The organism is Caballeronia sp. GAWG2-1, from assembly GCF_023631405.1.
Taxonomy (GTDB): domain Bacteria; phylum Pseudomonadota; class Gammaproteobacteria; order Burkholderiales; family Burkholderiaceae; genus Caballeronia.
In genome coordinates this window covers 124156-142671 of sequence record NZ_JALQDD010000009.1, presented here as the reverse complement: position 1 = coordinate 142671, position 18516 = coordinate 124156, and the positions used below count along the sequence as shown (strand labels likewise).

Sequence of the window (18516 nt, the reverse complement as noted above, 5' to 3'; positions counted from 1 at the left end):
CCCCTTCCGCTTAACCGGTCCCAATGAATAATCAGTCCGTCCATCAAAGCTTCTTTCATATCCTGTTGTTCGTCGTCACGCTCGCGCTTGCGTGGGTGCTCCTGCCTTTCTTCGGCGCGATCTTCTGGGGCGCGATTCTCGCTATCCTGTTTCAGCCAATGCAGCGCTGGCTCACCGTGCGCTTCGGCAAGCGGCGCAACCTCGCCGCGCTGACGACGTTGGCCGCGGCGATTCTCATCGTCATCATCCCATTGGCCGTGGTGGCCGTGACGCTCGTGCAGGAAATCGCGCTTGTCTACGCGCGCATCAAGAGCGGCGACCTGAATTTCGGAGTGTACTTTCAGCACGTGCTGCATGCGCTGCCGACTTCGGTGCAGCAGATGCTCGGGCGCTACGGTCTCGACGATATCCCTGGCATCCAGCGTCGACTCATGGAAGGCGCGGCGCAGATCAGCCAGTTCGCGGCGGCGCAGGCGTTGTCCATTGGCCAGAACACGTTCCAGTTCGTCGTGAGCTTCGGCGTCATGCTGTATCTGGTGTTTTTCCTGCTGCGCGATGGCGGCGAGATCGGCCGGCGCATCCGTCGCGCCTTGCCGCTCGATCCGGCGCCGAAGCAGCATCTGATCGCGAAGTTCACGACCGTCGTGCGTGCGACGGTCAAGGGCAATATCGCGGTCGCCGCCGCGCAGGGTTTGCTGGGCGGGCTCATCTTCTGGATTCTCGGCATCAACGGCTCGCTCTTGTGGGGCGTGCTGATGGCGTTTCTCTCGCTCCTGCCCGCGGTCGGCGCGGCGCTGGTCTGGGCGCCCGCGGCGATCTACTTCTTCGCGACCGGCCAGATCTGGCAAGGGCTCGTGCTGGTTGGATTCTGCGTGGTCGTGATCGGTCTCGTGGATAACGTCCTGCGCCCGATTCTCGTCGGCAAGGACACGAAGATGCCTGACTGGGTCGTGCTCATTTCGACGCTCGGCGGCATGGCGCTTTTCGGCATCAACGGCTTCGTGATCGGGCCGCTGGTTGCGGCGCTCTTCATGGCAAGCTGGGACATCTTCACGCAAGACGAGGAAGGCAAGGAAATCTGAAGCCTGCTTCGGACAAGAAAAAAACGGCTCCGCGAGGAGCCGTTTTTCTTTAAAGCTACCGATCAGCGCGCGTGATTCGGCGGCGTGTACCGACAGTCGAAGCGCTTTCTCACCGTGCCGTTTTCATCGACGCTCTCCAGATAAACGTCGAACTGCCACAAGCGCGCCATGTGCTTGAGCACTTCGTCGCTGTCGTTCGACAGATGCCGGTTGTCCGTCATGAAGTGGCGCAGCGTGAGACTGCGGTCGCCGCGCGTGTTTACCGAATAGACCTGAATGTTCGGCTCGCGATGATGTATGTCGTATTGGCGCGACAACGCCTGCCGCACATAGCGATAACCGCTGCCGTCGTGAATGGCCGAGACTTCGAGCGAATCGCGCATGTCGTCGTCGAGAATCGAGAAGAGGCGCATTTCCCGGATCAGATGCGGCGACAAATACTGCGCGATGAAGCTTTCGTCCTTGAAGTTGCGCATGGCGTAGTGCAGCGATTCGAGCCAGTCGCTGCCCGCGAGTTCGGGGAACCACTCGCGATCTTCATCCGTCGGGTTTTCGCAAATGCGGCGAATGTCGCTCATCATCGAAAAGCCGAGCGCGTACGGATTGATGCCGCTGTAATACGGCTTCGTCACAGGCGGCTGATACACCACGTTGCTGTGTGAATGCAGGAACTCCATCATGAAGCCGTCTTCGAGCCGGCCTTCGTTATAGAGCGTGTTGAGCAGCGTGTAGTGCCAGAACGTGGCCCAGCCTTCGTTCATCACCTGCGTCTGCCGCTGCGGATAAAAATACTGCCCGACCTTGCGCACGATACGAATGACTTCGCGCTCCCACGGTTCGAGCAGCGGCGCGTTCTTTTCCGCGAAGTACAGCAAGTTTTCTTGCGGCTCCGGCGGATAACGGCTTTCGATTTCCTCGGCGGACTGTGCCTTGCGATTCGGCAAAGTGCGCCAGAGTTCGTTGACTTGCGACTGCAGATATTGCTCGCGTTCACGCCGCATCGCGGCTTCCTTCGCAAGCGAAAGTTTCTGCGGGCGCTTGTAGCGATCGACGCCGTAATTCATCAGCGCATGGCAGGAATCGAGCAGTTCCTCGACGCGATCCAGCCCGAAGCGCTCCTCGCATTCGGCGATGTAATTCTTCGCATACACGAGATAGTCGATGATCGCGTGCGCGTCGGTCCAAAGCCGAAAGAGGTAATTGCCCTTGAAGAAGGAATTGTGCCCGTACGCCGCGTGCGCGATGACGAGCGCCTGCATCGTCATCGTGTTCTCTTCCATGAGGTACGCAATGCATGGGTTCGAATTGATGACGATCTCATACGCGAGACCCATCTGCCCGCGCCGATAGCTCTTCTCGGTCGACAAGAAGTGCTTGCCGAAGGACCAGTGCCGATAATTCACCGGCATGCCGACGGAGGCATAAGCATCCATCATCTGTTCGGCGCTGATGATTTCGAGCTGAATGGGATAGACGTCGAGCCCGTATCGGTTGGCGACGCGCGATATCTCGGCGTCGTATTCCTCGATCATCTCGACGGTCCAGTCGGACGGGCACGGCAGCGGCCGCTTTTCTGCAACATTCATCCTGCCTTCCTTGTGCGTCTCCTCGGACGCCTTGTCTTCGACTACTTCCTTGTCTGCTTCCTTCCCTTCTTCCAGTTCCAACGTCGATGCAACCGCACGATCGTCCGTGCCATCCGGTTGAGCCTTCTGCGCTTCCTTCTGCACATTCCGTTTCGTCATGCAGCCGCCTGTTGCTTTTCGAAGAGTTCGCGGAATACGGGGTAGATGTCCGCGGCGGAGTCCACCTTCTTCATGGCCAGTTCAGGCGCGCCGAGCGCAAGTTGCGCGTATTCCACCCACAGATTTTGCTCTTCTGGCGCAACTTGAATATAGGCGAAATAACGTACCTTCGGCAGGATGTCGTCCGAAAGGAGCTTGCGGCACTTGGGGGAATCGTCGGTCCAGTTGTCGCCGTCCGATGCTTGCGCGCCGTAAATGTTCCATTCTGTCGGCGAATAACGCTCGTCCATGATTTTCTTCATGAGTTCGAGCGCGCTCGACACCACGGTGCCGCCGCTTTCGGTCGAATGAAAGAAAGTGTCTTCGTCCACTTCCTCGGCTCGCGTGTGATGGCGGATGAACACCACTTCGATTTTCTCGTAGTTCCGCTGCAGGAACAGGTAAAGGAGAATGAAGAAGCGCTTGGACAAGTCCTTGCGCTGCTCGTCCATGGAGCCGGAAACGTCCATCAGACAGAACATGACCGCCTTGCTCGACGGCGTGGGCTGCTTGACGCGATTCACATATCGCAGATCGAATGGGTCGATGAACGGGATACGCGTGATCCGGCCCTGCAGGATCACAATGTCCGCTTCCAACCGCGCGATGTCTTCGGGATCGGCGTTATCGCTCTTGAGTGCTTCGAGCTGACGTTCCATCTCGCGCAGTTGCGCGGTGAGCGGCATGCCGAGCGCGATACGCCGCCCGAGCGCGCTTCTCAGCGAACGCACCACGTCGATGTTGTTCGGCGTACCTTCCGCCGCCCAGCCCGCACGCACGTTCTTCCACGTGGGCACCGCGAGCAGTTGCGTCTTCACGAGACGCGGCAGTTCGAGATCGTCGAAGAAGTACTGCATGAATTCTTCGCGCGACAGTTCGAACACGAAGTCGTCCTGGCCCTCGCCTTCGTTGCTCGCGCTTTTGCCGCCGCCGCCCGAACCGCCTTGCGGACGCGGAATCTTGTCGCCGCGAATATAGTCGGCGTTGCCCGGATGAACATACTCGCGCTTGCCGCCCGGTCCATGACGGAACGAGGGCTCGGCGATATCCTTCTTGGGGATGGTGATGCTCTGAGTGCTCTGAATATCCTTGATGCTGCGATCGCGCACCGCGTCCGAAACCGCGCGGCGAATGTAGTTCTTGACGCGTCGCAGAAAGCGCTCGCGATTGGCGATGCTCTTGTTCTTACCAGCTAACCTGCGGTCGATGATCTGGTGCAGCACATTCAGTCTCCCGCGTTGATGGCGAGGATGCGAGGCGCTGCGCGAGCCTTGGGCGTGCCGCGAAGGGCATGCCAGCGTCTCTCTCTCGCAAAGTGCCCGCTTTGCCGCTCAGGAAGTCACACCTTGCGGCGCAAACTTCGGTCCCGAGCGGCGCGGACCTACATTACAGCATGCGTCCTGCTTACGACGACTTGCGCACGCGCAGATACCAGTCGCAGAGCAGCCGGACCTGCTTCGGCGTATAGCCCTTCGCGACCATGCGATTGACGAAGTCTTCATGCTTGCGTTGCTCTTCGGCCGAACCTTTCGCATTAAACGATATGACCGGCAGAAGTTCTTCGGTGTTCGAGAACATTTTCTTCTCGATCACCACCCGCAGCTTCTCATAACTGATCCACGCCGGGTTCTTGCCGCCGTTGGCCGCCCGCGCACGCAACACGAAGTTCACGATCTCGTTGCGGAAATCCTTCGGGTTGCTGATGCCTGCCGGCTTTTCGATCTTTTCCAGTTCCGCATTGAGCGAGGCACGGTCGAAACTTTCACCGGTATCGTGATCGCGGAACTCCTGGTCCTGAATCCAGAAGTCGGCATACGTCACGTAACGGTCGAAGATGTTCTGTCCATACTCCGAATACGATTCCAGATAAGCAGTCTGAATTTCCTTGCCGATGAATTCGGCGTAGCGCGAAGCCAGCACGTCCTTGATGAATGACAGATACTTCTGCTCCGTCTCCGGCGGAAACTGCTCGCGCTCGATCTGCTGTTCAAGCACGTACATGAGATGCACCGGATTCGCCGCGACTTCCGACGAGTCGAAGTTGAAGACGCGCGACAAGATCTTGAACGCGAAGCGCGTGGACACGCCTGTCATGCCTTCGTCCACACCGGCGAAGTCGCGGTACTCCTGATACGACTTCGCCTTCGGGTCCGTGTCCTTGAGGTTCTCGCCGTCGTACACCTGCATCTTCGAAAAGAGGCTGGAGTTTTCAGGTTCAGCCAAACGCGTGAGCACGGCCATCTGCGCCATCATCTTGAGCGTGCCGGGCGCGCATACCGCTTCGGCCAGCGACGAGTTGCGTAGAAGCTTTTCGTAGATCTTGACCTCTTCGCCGTAGCGCAGGCAATACGGCACCTTCACGACGAAAATACGATCGAGCAGTGCCTCGTTGTTCTTGTTGTTGCGAAACGCCTTCCATTCCGACTCGTTCGAGTGAGCGAGAATCACGCCGTCGAAAGGGATCGCGCCGAAGCCTTCCGTGCCCTTGAAGTTGCCTTCCTGCGTAGCGGTCAACAACGGGTGCAACACCTTGATCGGCGCCTTGAACATTTCGACGAATTCGAGCATGCCCTGATTGGCGAGGCACAGGCCACCCGAATAGCTGTATGCGTCCGCGTCGTCTTGCGAATAGGTTTCGAGCTTGCGGATATCCACCTTGCCGACGAGCGAGGAGATGTCCTGATTGTTCTCGTCGCCAGGCTCGGTCTTGGCAATGCCGATCTGACGAAGAATGGAAGGATAACGACGCACCACGCGGAACTTGCGGATGTCGCCGTTGTACTCGTGCAGGCGCTTCACGGCCCACGGAGACAAAATGCTCTTGAGATAGCGGCGCGGAATGCCGTATTGCTCCTCAAGCACGGGACCATCTTCGTCGTAATCGAAGAGGCCAAGCGGTGATTCGTTGACGGGCGAGCCCTTGATCGAGTAAAACGGGACGCGCTCGGCAAGCTGCTTCAAACGTTCGGCGATCGACGACTTGCCGCCGCCCACCGGACCCAGCAGATACAGGATCTGCTTCTTCTCTTCCAGACCCTGCGCCGCGTGCCGGAAATACGACACGACGTTCTCGATCACTTCCTCCATTCCGTAGAACTCACGGAATGCCGGATACACCTTGATGACCTTGTTCGCAAACACACGCGAAAGCCGCGGGTCGAGTCTCGTGTCGACGAACTCGGGTTCCCCGATGGCCGTCAACATACGTTCGCCCGCTGTTGCATATGTGGCAGGATCTTCCTTGCAGAGCGCGAGATACTCTTCGAGCGAGAATTCCTCCTCGCGGGTTTTTTCGAAGCGGGTCGCGAAACTGCTGTAGATATCCATGCTACCTCCTCGCCGAAGTCAGAAAGCTATGCCGTGCGCAACGCGCGTAATCGAAACGACATCGCTTGAATTCATCCTAAACCCTTTCGAATTTTTTTTCACGCACTTGCGAAGCTATCCATCTGAGAAGAAGTGCTAGCTACACGAATTATTTTCGGTGCCCTACAATCCTCATCCCAATCTCCTCTTTTGCACATGGTCTTGCGCGGCGTTCTCGCCGCCTGTACGCATGACCGCGCTTTTGTCACTCTCACCCTGCCTTCATCCGCCAGCATCGTTGGGCGCCGCACGCTGTTGTTTCCATCTCATGACTCATACGTGCGCGCATGCATGTCAGATGCAATAACGCGGGTTACGCGGCTGTCGTGACAATAACCGCGCGTGGCGTGTGGACTCTATGAACGCGTGGTGCGACGTGACACGAAGCGTCAGGTAAGAACGAGTTCGAGCTCGCCGATGCGGTCGATCGCGCCATGCACCATCGCGGGACCTTCCACGCGATAAGCGCCCGTATAAGAACCCGTGGTGATGGTCCAGAACGGTTCGACCGTCAGTCCCATGCGCGAACAATGATTGACGAGCCACGGCAGCAAGACGCGCGGATCGCCCGCTGGATTGCCTTGCGCGGCCGGAGCAATCGGCAGGCCATCGAGCGTCAATTCGATACGCGGCGACAAGAAGTCGAAGCCCGCCGATACGACCTCATAAGGCTCCATGCCGCTCACGATGAGCGCGCCGTTGTTCTGCGAATCGGCAAGTTGCGCGAGTGGGTCGACGTTGGGCCATTGCGCGAGGCGGCTATCGACGATTTCGAGTGCGACGGCCATGCCGTCCAGTGCGTCAAGGACTTCGGCGTGGCTGTAAGGGTCGCTACGCGGCGGCAGCGCGTAGGCGAAGCGAAACGCTATTTCGAGTTCCACCAGTACGTGAAAAAACGAGTCGAACGCGAGCCGCGCAGGCGATACATGCACGAGGTCTGCATCGATGGGTGCGCCTGCGGCGAGCGCATCGGGCGCGCGGGCGCCGATCTTCCATGCGCCGATGCGCGCGTTTGCCGCACGCAGCGTCTCGTGCTGAATGGCATAGGCCGTGGGCGCGTCTACGGGAATGTCGCGCGGCGCAAGCGTCTCGATGCTCCGATGCTGCCGGCGCGCTTCCACGAGCTGTGCGGCGAGTGTCGATCCGGTCATGTCGATGGTCCTCGTATGCAAGATGATGCGGTGGCATCAGTGTACGGGGACGCGCTCGATGATGGCGACAGGTGCGTCTTGCGTTCGCACCTCCGGCTTTAGACTTGGCGCCGCCATGCGCGCGACGGCGAAGTTCCGTTACCGCAGCGGGCTCAAAACGTCTCCCAATCCCCGCTTGCAGCCGCCGGCGTGGCAGCCGGCTTTGCTGCCTGCGAAGGCTTGACGGGGACGGGGCGCTTGCTTGCCGCCACAGCCGCTGGCTTGCGCGTAACGCGCCTGGCTGCGCTCACCGAAACCGAAGCCAAAGGCGCATCCGCGCTGAAACCCTCATTCACCTGAAACACCGCAACCGCCTGACGCAAACGTCCCGCCTGATCTTCCAGCGATTGCGCCGCTGCCGCCGCTTCCTCGACGAGCGCGGCATTCTGCTGCGTCACTTCGTCCATCTGCGTGACCGCGAGCGACACTTGGTCGATACCACTCGACTGCTCCTCCGACGCCGCCGCGATCTCGCCCATGATGTCGGTCACGCGCTGCACCGCGCCGATGATCTCGTTCATCGTGCGGCCCGCTTCATCCACAAGCGTGGTGCCCGACTGCACGCGCGCCACCGAGGTATCGATCAACTCCTTGATTTCCTTCGCCGCCGCCGACGAACGCTGTGCAAGCGAGCGCACTTCTCCCGCGACCACCGCGAAGCCGCGCCCTTCCTCGCCCGCGCGGGCCGCTTCCACGGCTGCGTTGAGCGCGAGAATGTTGGTCTGGAACGCAATGCCCTCGATGATCGTGATGATGTCCGCGATCTTCGACGAACTGCGGTTGATCTCGCCCATGGTATCGACGACCTGCCTGACGACCGTGTTGCCCTTGCCCGCGATCTCCGACGCGTTGGCCGCGAGCGCGCTTGCCTGACGCGCATTGTCGGCGTTCTGACGGACCGTGCCGGTCAGCTCTTCCATGCTCGACGCGGTTTCCTGCAACGCGGATGCTTGTTCCTCGGTACGCGACGACAAATCGGTATTGCCGGCGGCGATCTGCTGCGTGGCCGACGCGATCGATTCGCTGCCCGAGCGCACGGTGCGAACCGTCGTCAGAAGGCTTGCGCGCATCTTGGCGAGTCCTTCGAGCAATTGCCCCATTTCGTCGCGCGAAGTGACCACGACTTCACGGCGCAGGTCGCCCGCGGCAATCGCCTCGAAATGGCCGAGCGCGGCTTCGAGCGGGCGCGCGATGGCGCGTCGGAGCGAAACCCACGCGAACGCCGCCGCGGCCAGCCCGAGCGCGATGGCAGACATCGCGACCGCGCGGAACCACAGAAACTGGCTCTGCGCGTCTTCGTAGCTCTTGTGCGAGGACTCGGACAGAAACTTGCGCAGCGTTTCGTTGGCGTTGGCGTAATCGTTGTAGATCGCCTGCATCGACTTGGCGGAAGCGATGATCGCGTCGTGGTCGTTGGCGGCAACGGCCTTGAGGCCCTTGTCGAGCTCACGCTGCAGTTCGAGACGTTTGGCCTGCGCCGCTTCCGCGAGGCGCGCTTCGCCGGACTCTTGCGGCAGCGCCGTGTATTGCTTCCAGAAGCCATCGGCGCGCTCGCGCATGAGGCGTGAACGCTCGATGGTCGCCGCGACTTCCGCCGTGCCCGCGAGCAGCGCGCCGCGATCGAACACGAGCCGTTCGCGCATGGCGTACATCTCGGTGTTGCCGACGGCGATGGCGCTCGGCATCTGATTCGAGTAGGTATCGAGAAACGCGGTGTTCGAGTGATTCATGCCGCTGAGGCCGAGCGCCCCGATGGCGATCAGCAGCGCGCCGAGAAACGCCATCGAGATGCCGATGCGCGCCTTGATGGTCAAAGCCTTGTTCATGTGTCGTCCCATGCCGCTCGTCAATGCGGTCGTAGCCAGGTGAGGGCCGGCGCGCGCGGAGAGTCGCCGCAACCGATTCGCATAGCGGCGCTTCTGCGCTCGCTTACTATGTAAACGGCGCGAAAGGGACTGGCTTGAGGATATTTATTTCATCAGACGAAAATAACGGCGCAAGCTACGCGCCGGTTTTCAGCGGAAACTGAACACTTATGCGGAAATTTCGCTGCGATGCGGAATCGAAGGCTGCGCGCCCTCACGCGTGACCGCAAGCGCGGCGGCGCGCTGGCCGAAACCAATGGCGTCGAGCACCGCCGAGCCGCGCGCGAGTTCCGCGGCAAATCCGCCGATGAAGGTATCGCCCGCCGCGGTGGTATCGACAGCCTGCACTTTCGGCGAAGGCAAGTGCTGGCCGCCGTCGTCGCCATTACCGTCTGATTCGAGCAGCGCGAAGACGCCCTGCCCACCGAGCGTCACGATCACGTTGCGCGCGCCTTTTTGCCGGAGCGCGTGCGCGGCGCGGCGCGCATCGTCGGGTGTGGAAATGGCAATGCCCGACAGCGTCGCGGCTTCGAGTTCGTTCGGAATCAGATAATCGACGAGGCCGAACCAATCGGCCGGCAACTCGTTCGCGGCGGGCGCGGGGTTGAGGATGGTCGTGCGCTGCAGACGCCGGCCGGCGGCAAGCGCCGCGCGCACCGTGTCCGGCGGCGTTTCCAGCTGGCAAACGATTACGTCGGCGCGCGCAAGAAGCGCCTCTTGAGACGCGATGCTCTCGGGCGTCACCTGCGCGTTGCTGCCCGCCACGATCACGATGGCGTTCTGGCTCGCATCGTCGACGATGATGAGCGCGACACCCGTCGGCGCGTCGGTGCTGAGAGCCACCGTGGCGCAGTCGATGCCTTCCGCCTCGAGACTCGTCTTGAGCGTCGCACCGTTGCTGTCGTCGCCGACGCAGCCGATCATCGCGACCTCCGCGCCCAGGCGCGCCGCCGCCACCGCCTGATTACCGCCCTTGCCGCCCGGCACTTGCGCGAACGCGTGGCCTGCGAGCGTCTCGCCGGGTTTCGGCAAACGCGGCGCGCGTGCGACCAGATCCATGTTCAGACTGCCGACCACGGTGACGCGGCCTTGCTTGGCTATTGACTTGTCGCTCATTACGCTCCTTGTGTTGCTTCCAACGTCTATCCGGCGCGTCGCGCCTCGTGCACGACCGCCGTCGATTCGCGCCGCACGAGACGCGGCGCCACGACGCGCCGCCGCGTATTGCCCGCGAGCTTGCCGGTGATCCGCTCGATCAGCGTTTGCGCGGCCATTTCGCCGAGCGCGCGCACCGACTGTCCGACGGTAGAAAGCGCGGGATACGTGTACCGCGAGAGTTCGACATCGTCGAAACCGATGATCGAGCAATCCGTCGGCACGTTGATATGGCGTTCCGCGGCCGCCCGCAATGCACCGATGCCCATCATGTCGTTGCACGCGAAAATGGCCGTCGGCTTCATCGAGTCGAACAGTTGCGATGCTGCCGCGTAACCGCCCGTCGCCGAGAAATCGCTCTGCACGATCGCGTTCGGCTCGATCTCGATACCGCGTTCGGCCATCGCGCGAATGAAGCCATGCAGACGCATAGCGCTCACCGCCGTCGCGACCGGCCCGGTAATGCAGCCGATCTCCGAATGCCCGAGTTGCAGCAGATGCCGCGTGGCGAGATACGCGCCCTTCTCGTGGTCGATCTGCACGAGATCGGCCGTGACGCCTTCGATATTCCGGTCAACGATCACGAGCGGTTCGCGCGATCCAGAAAGGCTGTGCGCGAGCACCGAATCCTCACCCGCCGATGCAATGACCAGCCCGTCGATGCGCTTTTCCTGCAGCACGCGCAGGTAGTGGCGCTGCTTCGCGGGATCGTCGTCCGAATTGCAGAAGAATACGCAATAGCCGTTCTTCGCGCAGCCGTCCTCGACGCCGCGCGCGAGTTCCGCGAAATAAGGGTTCGTCGCGTTCGGCACCAAGAGGCCGATGGTCGCGGTGGACTTCGCCTTCAGCGAACGCGCGACGGCCGAGGGCACGTAATCGAGTTCACGAATTGCCCGTTCTACCTTCGCCCTGACATCGGCCGATACCGGCCTCGAATTGTTGACCACATGGGACACCGTCGTAAACGACACCCCGGCAATGGCTGCCACGTCTTTTATCGTCGCCATACATCGTCCTTCGCTATCTTTGTGCTGCTGCTCTCTTATTTGAAATAGGCGTTCGGTGCGCACTGGCCTCGCGTGCGCTTTTTGGTTTCGCTGTTCCCGTCAGCTACGGCGTAATGCTGCCGCTTCCCCGATCGCCCTGGTCTTTGCTGCATGCTGCCTGTCATCCCGGCGCGCCCCGTGCGCGCCGTACTGCCTTACCCTTTGCTCCTTGGTCGAATTCGCCTGGCGCTCCCCGTCAAGCCCGCTTACGCCGGCTGCGATACGTGTCGAGCACGACCGCCACCACGATCACCGCCCCGGTGATGATGCGCTTGGTCGGTTCGTTCGCGCCGATCTGCGCGAGCCCCGCCGCCAGCACGGAAATGATCAAGACCCCGAAGAACGTGCTGATGACCGAGCCGCGCCCGCCCATCAGACTCGTTCCGCCGATCACCACCGCCGCGATCACCTGCAACTCCAGCCCCGCGCCGCCGTTAGGGTCGGCGGCTTCGAGGCGCGAAATCTGAAATAGCGCGGCGAGCCCGGAGAGCGCGCCCATCAACGCGAAAACGATTACCTTGTAAGGACGCGGATTTACGCCCGCAAGCCGCACGGCTTCCTCGTTCGTGCCTATTCCTACGAGATATCGGCCAAAAACCGTCCGAGTCAAGACCAGGTGCGCAATTATCATCACGGCAACCGCGATCACGAACGACGGCGAGATGCCGAAAGCGATCGGATTCGACAGAAAATCGAAGGCGTCGCCGATATACGCGGTTCGCGAATTGGTCATCTGGTAGGCGACGCCGCGCGCCGCTTCCAGCACGCCGAGCGACACGATGAACGACGGAATGCGCCACGCCACCGTCACGAGCCCGGTCAGCGTGCCCGTCAGCGCGGCGGCGGCCATGCCCATCAGCGCGGACGGCAACGCGGGCCAATGCCACTTCAACGCGGCGACGCTCACGACCGATGCGCCGAGCGCCAGGACCGACCCCACCGACAAGTCGATTCCCGCGATGATCAGCACGAAGGTCATGCCGACCGACATCACGACCAAATCCGGAATCTGGTTGGCGATGGTGCTGAACGTCTCGTAGGTGAGGAAGTGCGAACTCAACACCGAAAACAGCGCGATCATCGCGGCGAGCGCGCCGACGAGACCGAGGTAATTCGAAAACCCAAGCCGCGTGCCGATGCCCTTCGGACTCTTCGGCGCATCGGCTGGCAGATTGGCTTGAGTCTGACCGGTCATTCAGTGCTCCACTTTTTGGTCTTGTTCGGGCGGCTTCGCGTCCGGCGCGAGCGGCTCGTGCAGCATGGCTTCGCGTTTCGCATAGCCCGCGAAGGCTGCGGCAAGCAGCGCATCCTGCGTCCAGTTGGCGCGCTCGAACACGCCCGTCATCCGTCCCGCCGACATCACGCCGATACGGTCGCAAATCAGCATGAGTTCGCGCAGATCGCTCGACACGACCACGAGCGCGCGTCCTTCGCGCGCCAGTGCGCCCATGAGCCCGTAGATATCGAACTTCGCGCCCACGTCGATGCCGCGCGTCGGTTCGTCGAACAGGAGCACGGTGCAGTCGCGGGCGAGCCAGCGGCCGATCACCACTTTCTGCTGATTGCCGCCCGACAGTTCCGAGACGGCCTGCGCCGGCCCGGATGTGCGGATACGCATGGCGTCGATCTGCGTCTGCGCGAGCGCGGCTTCGCGCTTCGTGTCGATCACGCCGTGACGCGACACCGCGTCGAGATTACCCAGTGAAACGTTCGCGGCGATAGGCAAGCCAAGCAGCAGGCCCTCGCCCTTGCGGTCCTCCGTGATGAGCGCGATGCCGTGCTTCACCGCATCCGACGGCGAATTCACGGCAACGGGCCGCAACGCCTGCCCGCCGTGCGCAATCGAGACCGTGCCGGAATCCGCGCGATCCGCGCCGTAAATCAGGCGCATGAGCTCGGTGCGGCCCGCGCCGATCAGCCCGCTCACCCCAAAAATCTCGCCCGCCTTCACTTCGAAGGAGACGTCGCGCACCACGCTGCCGCGCGTCATGCCGGCGACCTTCAGCGCCACGCCGCCGATTCTTCTCTCGCCCAGGTCGATACGCTCGCCGAGTTCACGTCCGACCATCAGCGTGACGAGCCGATCGCTCGACAGTTCGGCCATTGGTCCGAGATGCACGAGACGCCCGTCGCGCAGCACGGCCGCGCGCTCGGCAACGCGGCGCAATTCCTCTAGCCGGTGCGAGATGTACACGAGCGCGACGCCGCGCGCTTTCAGGCGGTCGATCTGCTCGAACAGCAAATCGACTTCGCGCGCGGTGAGCATGGCGGTCGGTTCATCGAGGATCAGCACGCGGCAATCGCCGATCAGGTTGCGCGCGATCTCCACCATTTGCTGATGCCCGATGCCGAGCGCACCCACGAGCGTGTCCGGGTCGATGGCGTCGAGCCCGACTTGCGCCATTGCGTGGCGCGCATCTTCAGCGAGCTTCTTGCGGTCGATCCAGCCGAAGCCGCCTTTTTTCGGCAGGCGGTTGAGGAACAGGTTTTCCGCAATCGACAAAGTCGAAAGCAGATTCAGCTCCTGCATGACCATGCGCACGCCGAGCGCTTCGGCCTCGGTGCGGCTTTGCGGCGTGTACGGCTTGCCGGCGAGCGTCATCGTGCCGGCCGTGGGGTTCACCAGGCCGCCGATGATCTTCGACAAGGTGCTCTTGCCCGCGCCGTTCTCGCCCGTCAGCGCGAGCGCTTCGCCCGGCACGAGGTCGAGCGTGACGTCCGCGAGCACCGGCTCGACATAGGTCTTGCCGACGCCGCTGACTGTCAGCACGCTGGCATCGTTCACGTCGTTCGCTCCTCGAAAGGGGCGCCATGAAATTGGCTACGCATCCTCGCTGTGTGTTCCGCTTGGGGCCCGACGGCTTGGCGCAAAGCGTCGCGCAGGCAAGAGCCTACGTCGACGTTCAAACGCGCTCGTTCGTGCTTTATCGGCATGAAAGCCGCGAAACTTGAATGGACCGAAGCTCGCGCATTCATGCCGAAGTGAAGGTTTGCGCCCGCTCCGTGTTCCGGCGGGCGGAGCTGAGTGCTGCATCGCCGCGTGCGACGACAGGCAGCAGCTCGTCATGTCATGCCTACTTCGTGATCAGTTCGACCGGCGTTTCCACGACCGTCGACAGCTCCGACTGCTTTTTCTTGCCGGAAATCGCCTTCAGCGCCACGTCGATCCCGAACACCGCCTGTTTTGCGGCGTATTGATCGGCGGTGGCGAGCACACGGCCGTCCTTCAACATCGGCTTGATGGCCGTGATGTTGTCGAAGCCGACCACCTGCACCTTGCCCGCCTTGCCCGCTGCGCGCACCGCCGACACCGCGCCGATCGCCATGTTGTCGTTATCGCACAGGAGCGCCTTCACGTTCGGGTTCGCGTTCAGGATCTGCGAGGCGACCGCGTTGCCCTTGTCGATTTCCCAGTCGCCCGACTGCAGCGCGACGACCTTCATGCCGCCACCTTCCATCGCGTCCTTGAAGCCGGCGCTGCGCGCCTGCGAGTTGGTCGTCGTGGTCACGCCTTCGACGATCGCCACTTCATCGCCCTTCTTCAGATGCTTGGCCAGATAGTCGCCGACCTTCTTCGCGCCCTTGCGGTTGTCCGGGCCGACGAACGGCACGTTCAGATTCTTCGACTTCAACACGTCCGGGTCCAGCCGGTTGTCGATATTGACGACGATGATGCCCGCATCCGCCGCCTTCTTGATCACCGGCACGAGCGCCTTCGAATCCGCCGGCGCGATGATGAGCGCGTCGACCTTGGAGACGATCATCTGCTCGACGATGCGAATCTGCGCGGCGGTATCGGTTTCGTCCTTGATGCCGTTGGTGATGAGATCGAACTGGCCGGAGTTGTGTTGCTGATAATCCTTCGCGCCGTTTTCCATGGTCAGGAAGAACTCGTTGGCGAGCGACTTCATGACGAGCGCGACCTTCGGCTTGGCCGGCGTCTGCGCAAAGACGGACGACGATGCGAACGGCAGCGCGGAGCACGCGATCAGCGCGACGGCGGCCGACAGCACGCGGCGGCGGATGTTTCGATTCATGGATCTCCTCCAGTACTTTCGTTTTGAGTTGTCTGGGCGAAACTGATTCTGGTCAATCTCATAGCCTGACGAGCGTTGGCAAACGCGAATGTCCAGTCGCTGCTTTGAACGCTGTTCAACGTTTGCCCGCCGTCGATTCTCGTTGCGAAGCGGCGTCGGGTCAATCGGGCTAACGTGTAGTGGGCGCTTTGAACATGCGCCGAAATGATGGCTCGACCGCATTCGCAAGAAGAAAGCCGCCAGCCGCGGCCGTTGGCGGATGCAATGTGCTTGCGGTCAAGGGTTTCAAAGGTCTTCCACCGACTCGCCTTCGATCTCGTTGTCGATGATCTTGCGCGCGTAGTCGATGCCCGCGCGCACCGCGTCGATCGGGCTTTCGAAAGGTTCCTGATCGGGCACGCCGAACATCGCGGTGCGGCCGCTGTCGCCGTGCGCGCTGCGGGATATCGTCGTGACGATATCGAAATGGCGCGGACCGTCGTCGGGTTCGTCACGCTCCTTCGCGCGCCGCAAAGCCTGCACCTTGATTTCGAAACCCTTGTAGTGATCGGATAGCGGAGTGGACATGCGCGTGCTCCTTGTCGTTGGTGGCGGCCGTGGGTAGGACAGCCGCCTTTTCTGAATGCTGCACTAAAAACTCTCGAGGCGTCCATGAACATGCCGGTCTTACAGCGAGCTGCATACGCGCGCTCTTTTGCCTTATCGCGAAAGCCGTTTGCAAGGCGTATTCCCTCTCGTCTCCCGATTTCACCCGATGCCACACATCAGTGATATTCGGTTTGCCATAATGCACGGGCGGATGGCGCGTGCTTGTCAGGAGCGCATCCGGCATTCGTCGTCCAAAGAACAAACTTCATTCAAATCAGGGAGCGTCACATGATCATTCGAGCCACCGCCCTTGCAGCAGTCATCGCTGTTTCCAGCCTCACGATCAGCGCGAGCCCGGCGTTCGCCGCCAACAGCCAGCAATCGAAGATGACCGACTGCAACAAGCAGGCAGCCGACAAGAAAGGCGATGAGCGCAAGGCGTTCATGAAGAGTTGTCTGTCGTCGTCGGCGCCCGCCGCCGCGCCCATGACCCAGCAAGAGAAGATGACCGCGTGCAATGGTCAGGCATCCGGCAAGAAGGGCGACGACCGCAAGGCGTTCATGAAGAGCTGCCTCAGCAACAAAGGCTGATTGCCGGCATTGCGTAATGCGCCGCGCGCCATCGCGCGGCGCCCATCCTTCGCCACTTGCTGCCTGGGGATATTGCACTGCACCCAAGCAAATGATTCGCACCGTCGTCTTTTTCTCCTAAGATGGCGCGAAGGCGGCCCCCCAATATTCGAAGAAACACGCCATCGGCCGCCGCTCGTCTAGCGGGGCGTCATGCCTCGCACGGAGGCAATAGATGGCATGGAGACACAAGAACCGCTGGTTCAGGCGGTGGCTCGTCACGATCACCTTCTGGCTCGTGCCGGTGATGATCGTCGCGGTCAACGAAGTACGCGACGAAATGGCCTACAACACGGTCGATCTGCAAAAGTCGCTATCCACGTGGGAACTGACCGATGCCCAACGCGCATCGGGCGCCGCGGCCCGCTGTCATGGCGCGCCCGACGAAGCGCGGGCCGCCGGCTGTCCCGCCGACATCCTCAGCGCTAATGCGGGCAAGCATCAGGAAGCGCTCGACGAATACGATCATCGCAAATCCACGCTCGCGGGTTATCTCTGGCACGCGTTCGTCGGCTACTGGGTCGTTCCTGCTGCATTTTTGTTCGTGCTCGGCATGGTAATCGGCATCATTCGACGACTGCTACGGCGCACGCCAGGCGAGCAAAACGCTTCGGCAGCCGCGCCCGCGTCCAAAGTAAAAACGACAAGTCACCCTTGAAGCCGGGTCGGGAACGGTCGTTGCTACTGGTGACAGCGGCCGCGGCGTAACATCGACGGCCGTGCGGTGAAATAAATGCAAGCCATACGGAAACGGTTCGGGCGAAAACGCGCTGTCAGGTCTTTCCAATCGAGCGGTTTCCGGGTGAGCGTTGCGCTGTATCGCATGACGAAGGTTTTAGTCGTGTAGCTACGCAACAACGATATCAGTGACAGATTGGGAGTAAGCTTGCCAAGTCAAAGTTACCGAAGGGAGCGGCGGCACTGCGCGCGGGTTGGTTCGAAGCAATTTTTCGGGTCATCCGGCGGGGTCTGGTGGTTGCACAGTGCTGTGCTATAACTTGGCGAACCTCACCCTCCCGATCTAATGGGGTTTCCCAAATTCCACGATGGAGAACAACGATGCAAAGACGAAACTTCATGCTCAAGTCGACGGCTGTGCTGGCACTTGGCGGCCTCACGCTGGCGGGATGTACGACCAATTCCAACACGGGTCAGGAAAAGGCCGCAGGCACCGCTGACGACCGCCGCTCCATCGACGCGGACGTCGACAGCGCAATCCAGCGCCTCTATTCGACCGTCGCCGGTTCGCGCGAACTGGTCGCCAAGTCGCGCGGCATTCTGGTGTTCCCGTCCGTCATTCAGGCTGGCTTCATCGTCGGCGCGCAATACGGCAAGGGGTCACTGCGCGTGGGCGGCGGCACTGTCGGCTACTACAGCACGACCTCCGGCTCGTTCGGCTTGCAGGCAGGCGCGCAGTCGAAGTCGCTGATCTTCCTGTTCATGACGCAAGACGCGCTCGACAAATTCCGCAATTCGGACGGCTGGTCTGCCGGCGCGGATGCATCCGTGGCACTCGTGAAGATGGGCGCAAACGGCGCGGTGGATACGAACACAGCCACCAGCCCGGTCGAGGCGTTCGTGCTGACCAACGCCGGCTTGATGGCCGACGTATCGCTGGCAGGCACGAAGGTGACGCGCCTGAAGATGTAAAAGCGTGCTCGCGCGGCCTGGCCGCGCGTTTTGCTGCTTTTGGCGTCGACAAAGCATGACCGCTGTGTGTCGCGACCTGATGGTCGCGGCCCACAGCGGTTTTTTTGTGCTTTCGAGTTGCGG

General features: G+C 61.5%; 15 protein-coding genes. 4 read left to right on the top strand and 11 right to left on the bottom strand.

All coding sequences use genetic code 11. The annotated features are described in order from the left end of the window. The first annotated feature begins 23 nt into the window (after positions 1-23). Entirely contained in the window at positions 24-1082 is a 1059-nt protein-coding gene (locus NCR98_RS07270; RefSeq protein ID WP_244827876.1) for an AI-2E family transporter, read from the top strand. A gap of 62 nt (positions 1083-1144) precedes the next feature. On the opposite strand, the gene NCR98_RS07265 is transcribed toward NCR98_RS07270, so the two are convergent. The 11 genes from NCR98_RS07265 to NCR98_RS07215 all read right to left on the bottom strand — a co-directional run bounded on the left by NCR98_RS07265 (position 1145) and on the right by NCR98_RS07215 (position 16092). After that, positions 1145-2668 carry a SpoVR family protein gene (locus NCR98_RS07265; RefSeq protein WP_250492406.1) on the bottom strand — a complete coding sequence of 508 codons (1524 nt, stop codon included), beginning with the start codon at positions 2666-2668 and terminating at the stop codon, positions 1145-1147. Between the two features lie 155 nt (positions 2669-2823). After that, positions 2824-4089 carry a YeaH/YhbH family protein gene (locus NCR98_RS07260; RefSeq protein WP_244827878.1) on the bottom strand — a complete coding sequence of 422 codons (1266 nt, stop codon included), beginning with the start codon at positions 4087-4089 and terminating at the stop codon, positions 2824-2826. Between the two features lie 181 nt (positions 4090-4270). Then, the gene (locus tag NCR98_RS07255; RefSeq protein ID WP_244827879.1) at positions 4271-6193 is read right to left on the bottom strand and encodes a PrkA family serine protein kinase; all 1923 of its coding nucleotides are present in this window, start codon (positions 6191-6193) and stop codon (positions 4271-4273) included. A gap of 428 nt (positions 6194-6621) precedes the next feature. Then, the gene (locus tag NCR98_RS07250) at positions 6622-7383 is read right to left on the bottom strand and encodes a hydratase (protein ID WP_250525861.1); all 762 of its coding nucleotides are present in this window, start codon (positions 7381-7383) and stop codon (positions 6622-6624) included. Between the two features lie 152 nt (positions 7384-7535). Beyond that, positions 7536-9248 carry a methyl-accepting chemotaxis protein gene (locus NCR98_RS07245; protein ID WP_250525860.1) on the bottom strand — a complete coding sequence of 571 codons (1713 nt, stop codon included), beginning with the start codon at positions 9246-9248 and terminating at the stop codon, positions 7536-7538. 207 nt (positions 9249-9455) lie between these two features. Continuing rightward, a complete protein-coding gene (rbsK, locus tag NCR98_RS07240) occupies positions 9456-10403 on the bottom strand; it encodes a ribokinase (RefSeq protein WP_250525859.1) in 948 nt (315 codons plus the stop codon). A gap of 26 nt (positions 10404-10429) precedes the next feature. After that, positions 10430-11449: a LacI family DNA-binding transcriptional regulator gene (locus NCR98_RS07235; RefSeq protein ID WP_244827883.1), complete on the bottom strand. Its 1020-nt coding sequence runs from the start codon at positions 11447-11449 to the stop codon at positions 10430-10432. A gap of 235 nt (positions 11450-11684) precedes the next feature. Beyond that, positions 11685-12683 (bottom strand): ABC transporter permease, encoded by a 999-nt coding sequence (locus NCR98_RS07230; protein WP_244827884.1) that lies wholly within the window; start codon positions 12681-12683, stop codon positions 11685-11687. Continuing rightward, positions 12684-14273, bottom strand: a complete 1590-nt coding sequence (locus NCR98_RS07225; RefSeq protein ID WP_244827885.1) for a sugar ABC transporter ATP-binding protein — start codon at positions 14271-14273, stop codon at positions 12684-12686. It lies immediately after the preceding gene. A gap of 289 nt (positions 14274-14562) precedes the next feature. Continuing rightward, positions 14563-15525: a sugar ABC transporter substrate-binding protein gene (locus NCR98_RS07220; protein WP_244827886.1), complete on the bottom strand. Its 963-nt coding sequence runs from the start codon at positions 15523-15525 to the stop codon at positions 14563-14565. A gap of 285 nt (positions 15526-15810) precedes the next feature. Then, positions 15811-16092 (bottom strand): hypothetical protein, encoded by a 282-nt coding sequence (locus NCR98_RS07215; RefSeq protein ID WP_244827887.1) that lies wholly within the window; start codon positions 16090-16092, stop codon positions 15811-15813. A gap of 309 nt (positions 16093-16401) precedes the next feature. Here NCR98_RS07215 and NCR98_RS07210 point away from each other — a divergent pair, with 309 nt between their 5' ends. The 3 genes from NCR98_RS07210 (at position 16402) to NCR98_RS07200 (ending at position 18393) form a co-directional block, all read left to right on the top strand. Further along, entirely contained in the window at positions 16402-16704 is a 303-nt protein-coding gene (locus tag NCR98_RS07210; RefSeq protein ID WP_244827888.1) for a PsiF family protein, read from the top strand. A 214-nt stretch (positions 16705-16918) separates the two neighbouring features. Beyond that, the gene (locus NCR98_RS07205; RefSeq protein WP_250464863.1) at positions 16919-17401 is read left to right on the top strand and encodes a hypothetical protein; all 483 of its coding nucleotides are present in this window, start codon (positions 16919-16921) and stop codon (positions 17399-17401) included. Positions 17402-17802: 401 nt separating this feature from the next. Then, on the top strand, positions 17803-18393 hold the full coding sequence (locus NCR98_RS07200) for a BPSL1445 family SYLF domain-containing lipoprotein (RefSeq protein ID WP_244827890.1): 591 nt from the start codon (positions 17803-17805) through the stop codon (positions 18391-18393). Positions 18394-18516: the final 123 nt, after the last annotated feature.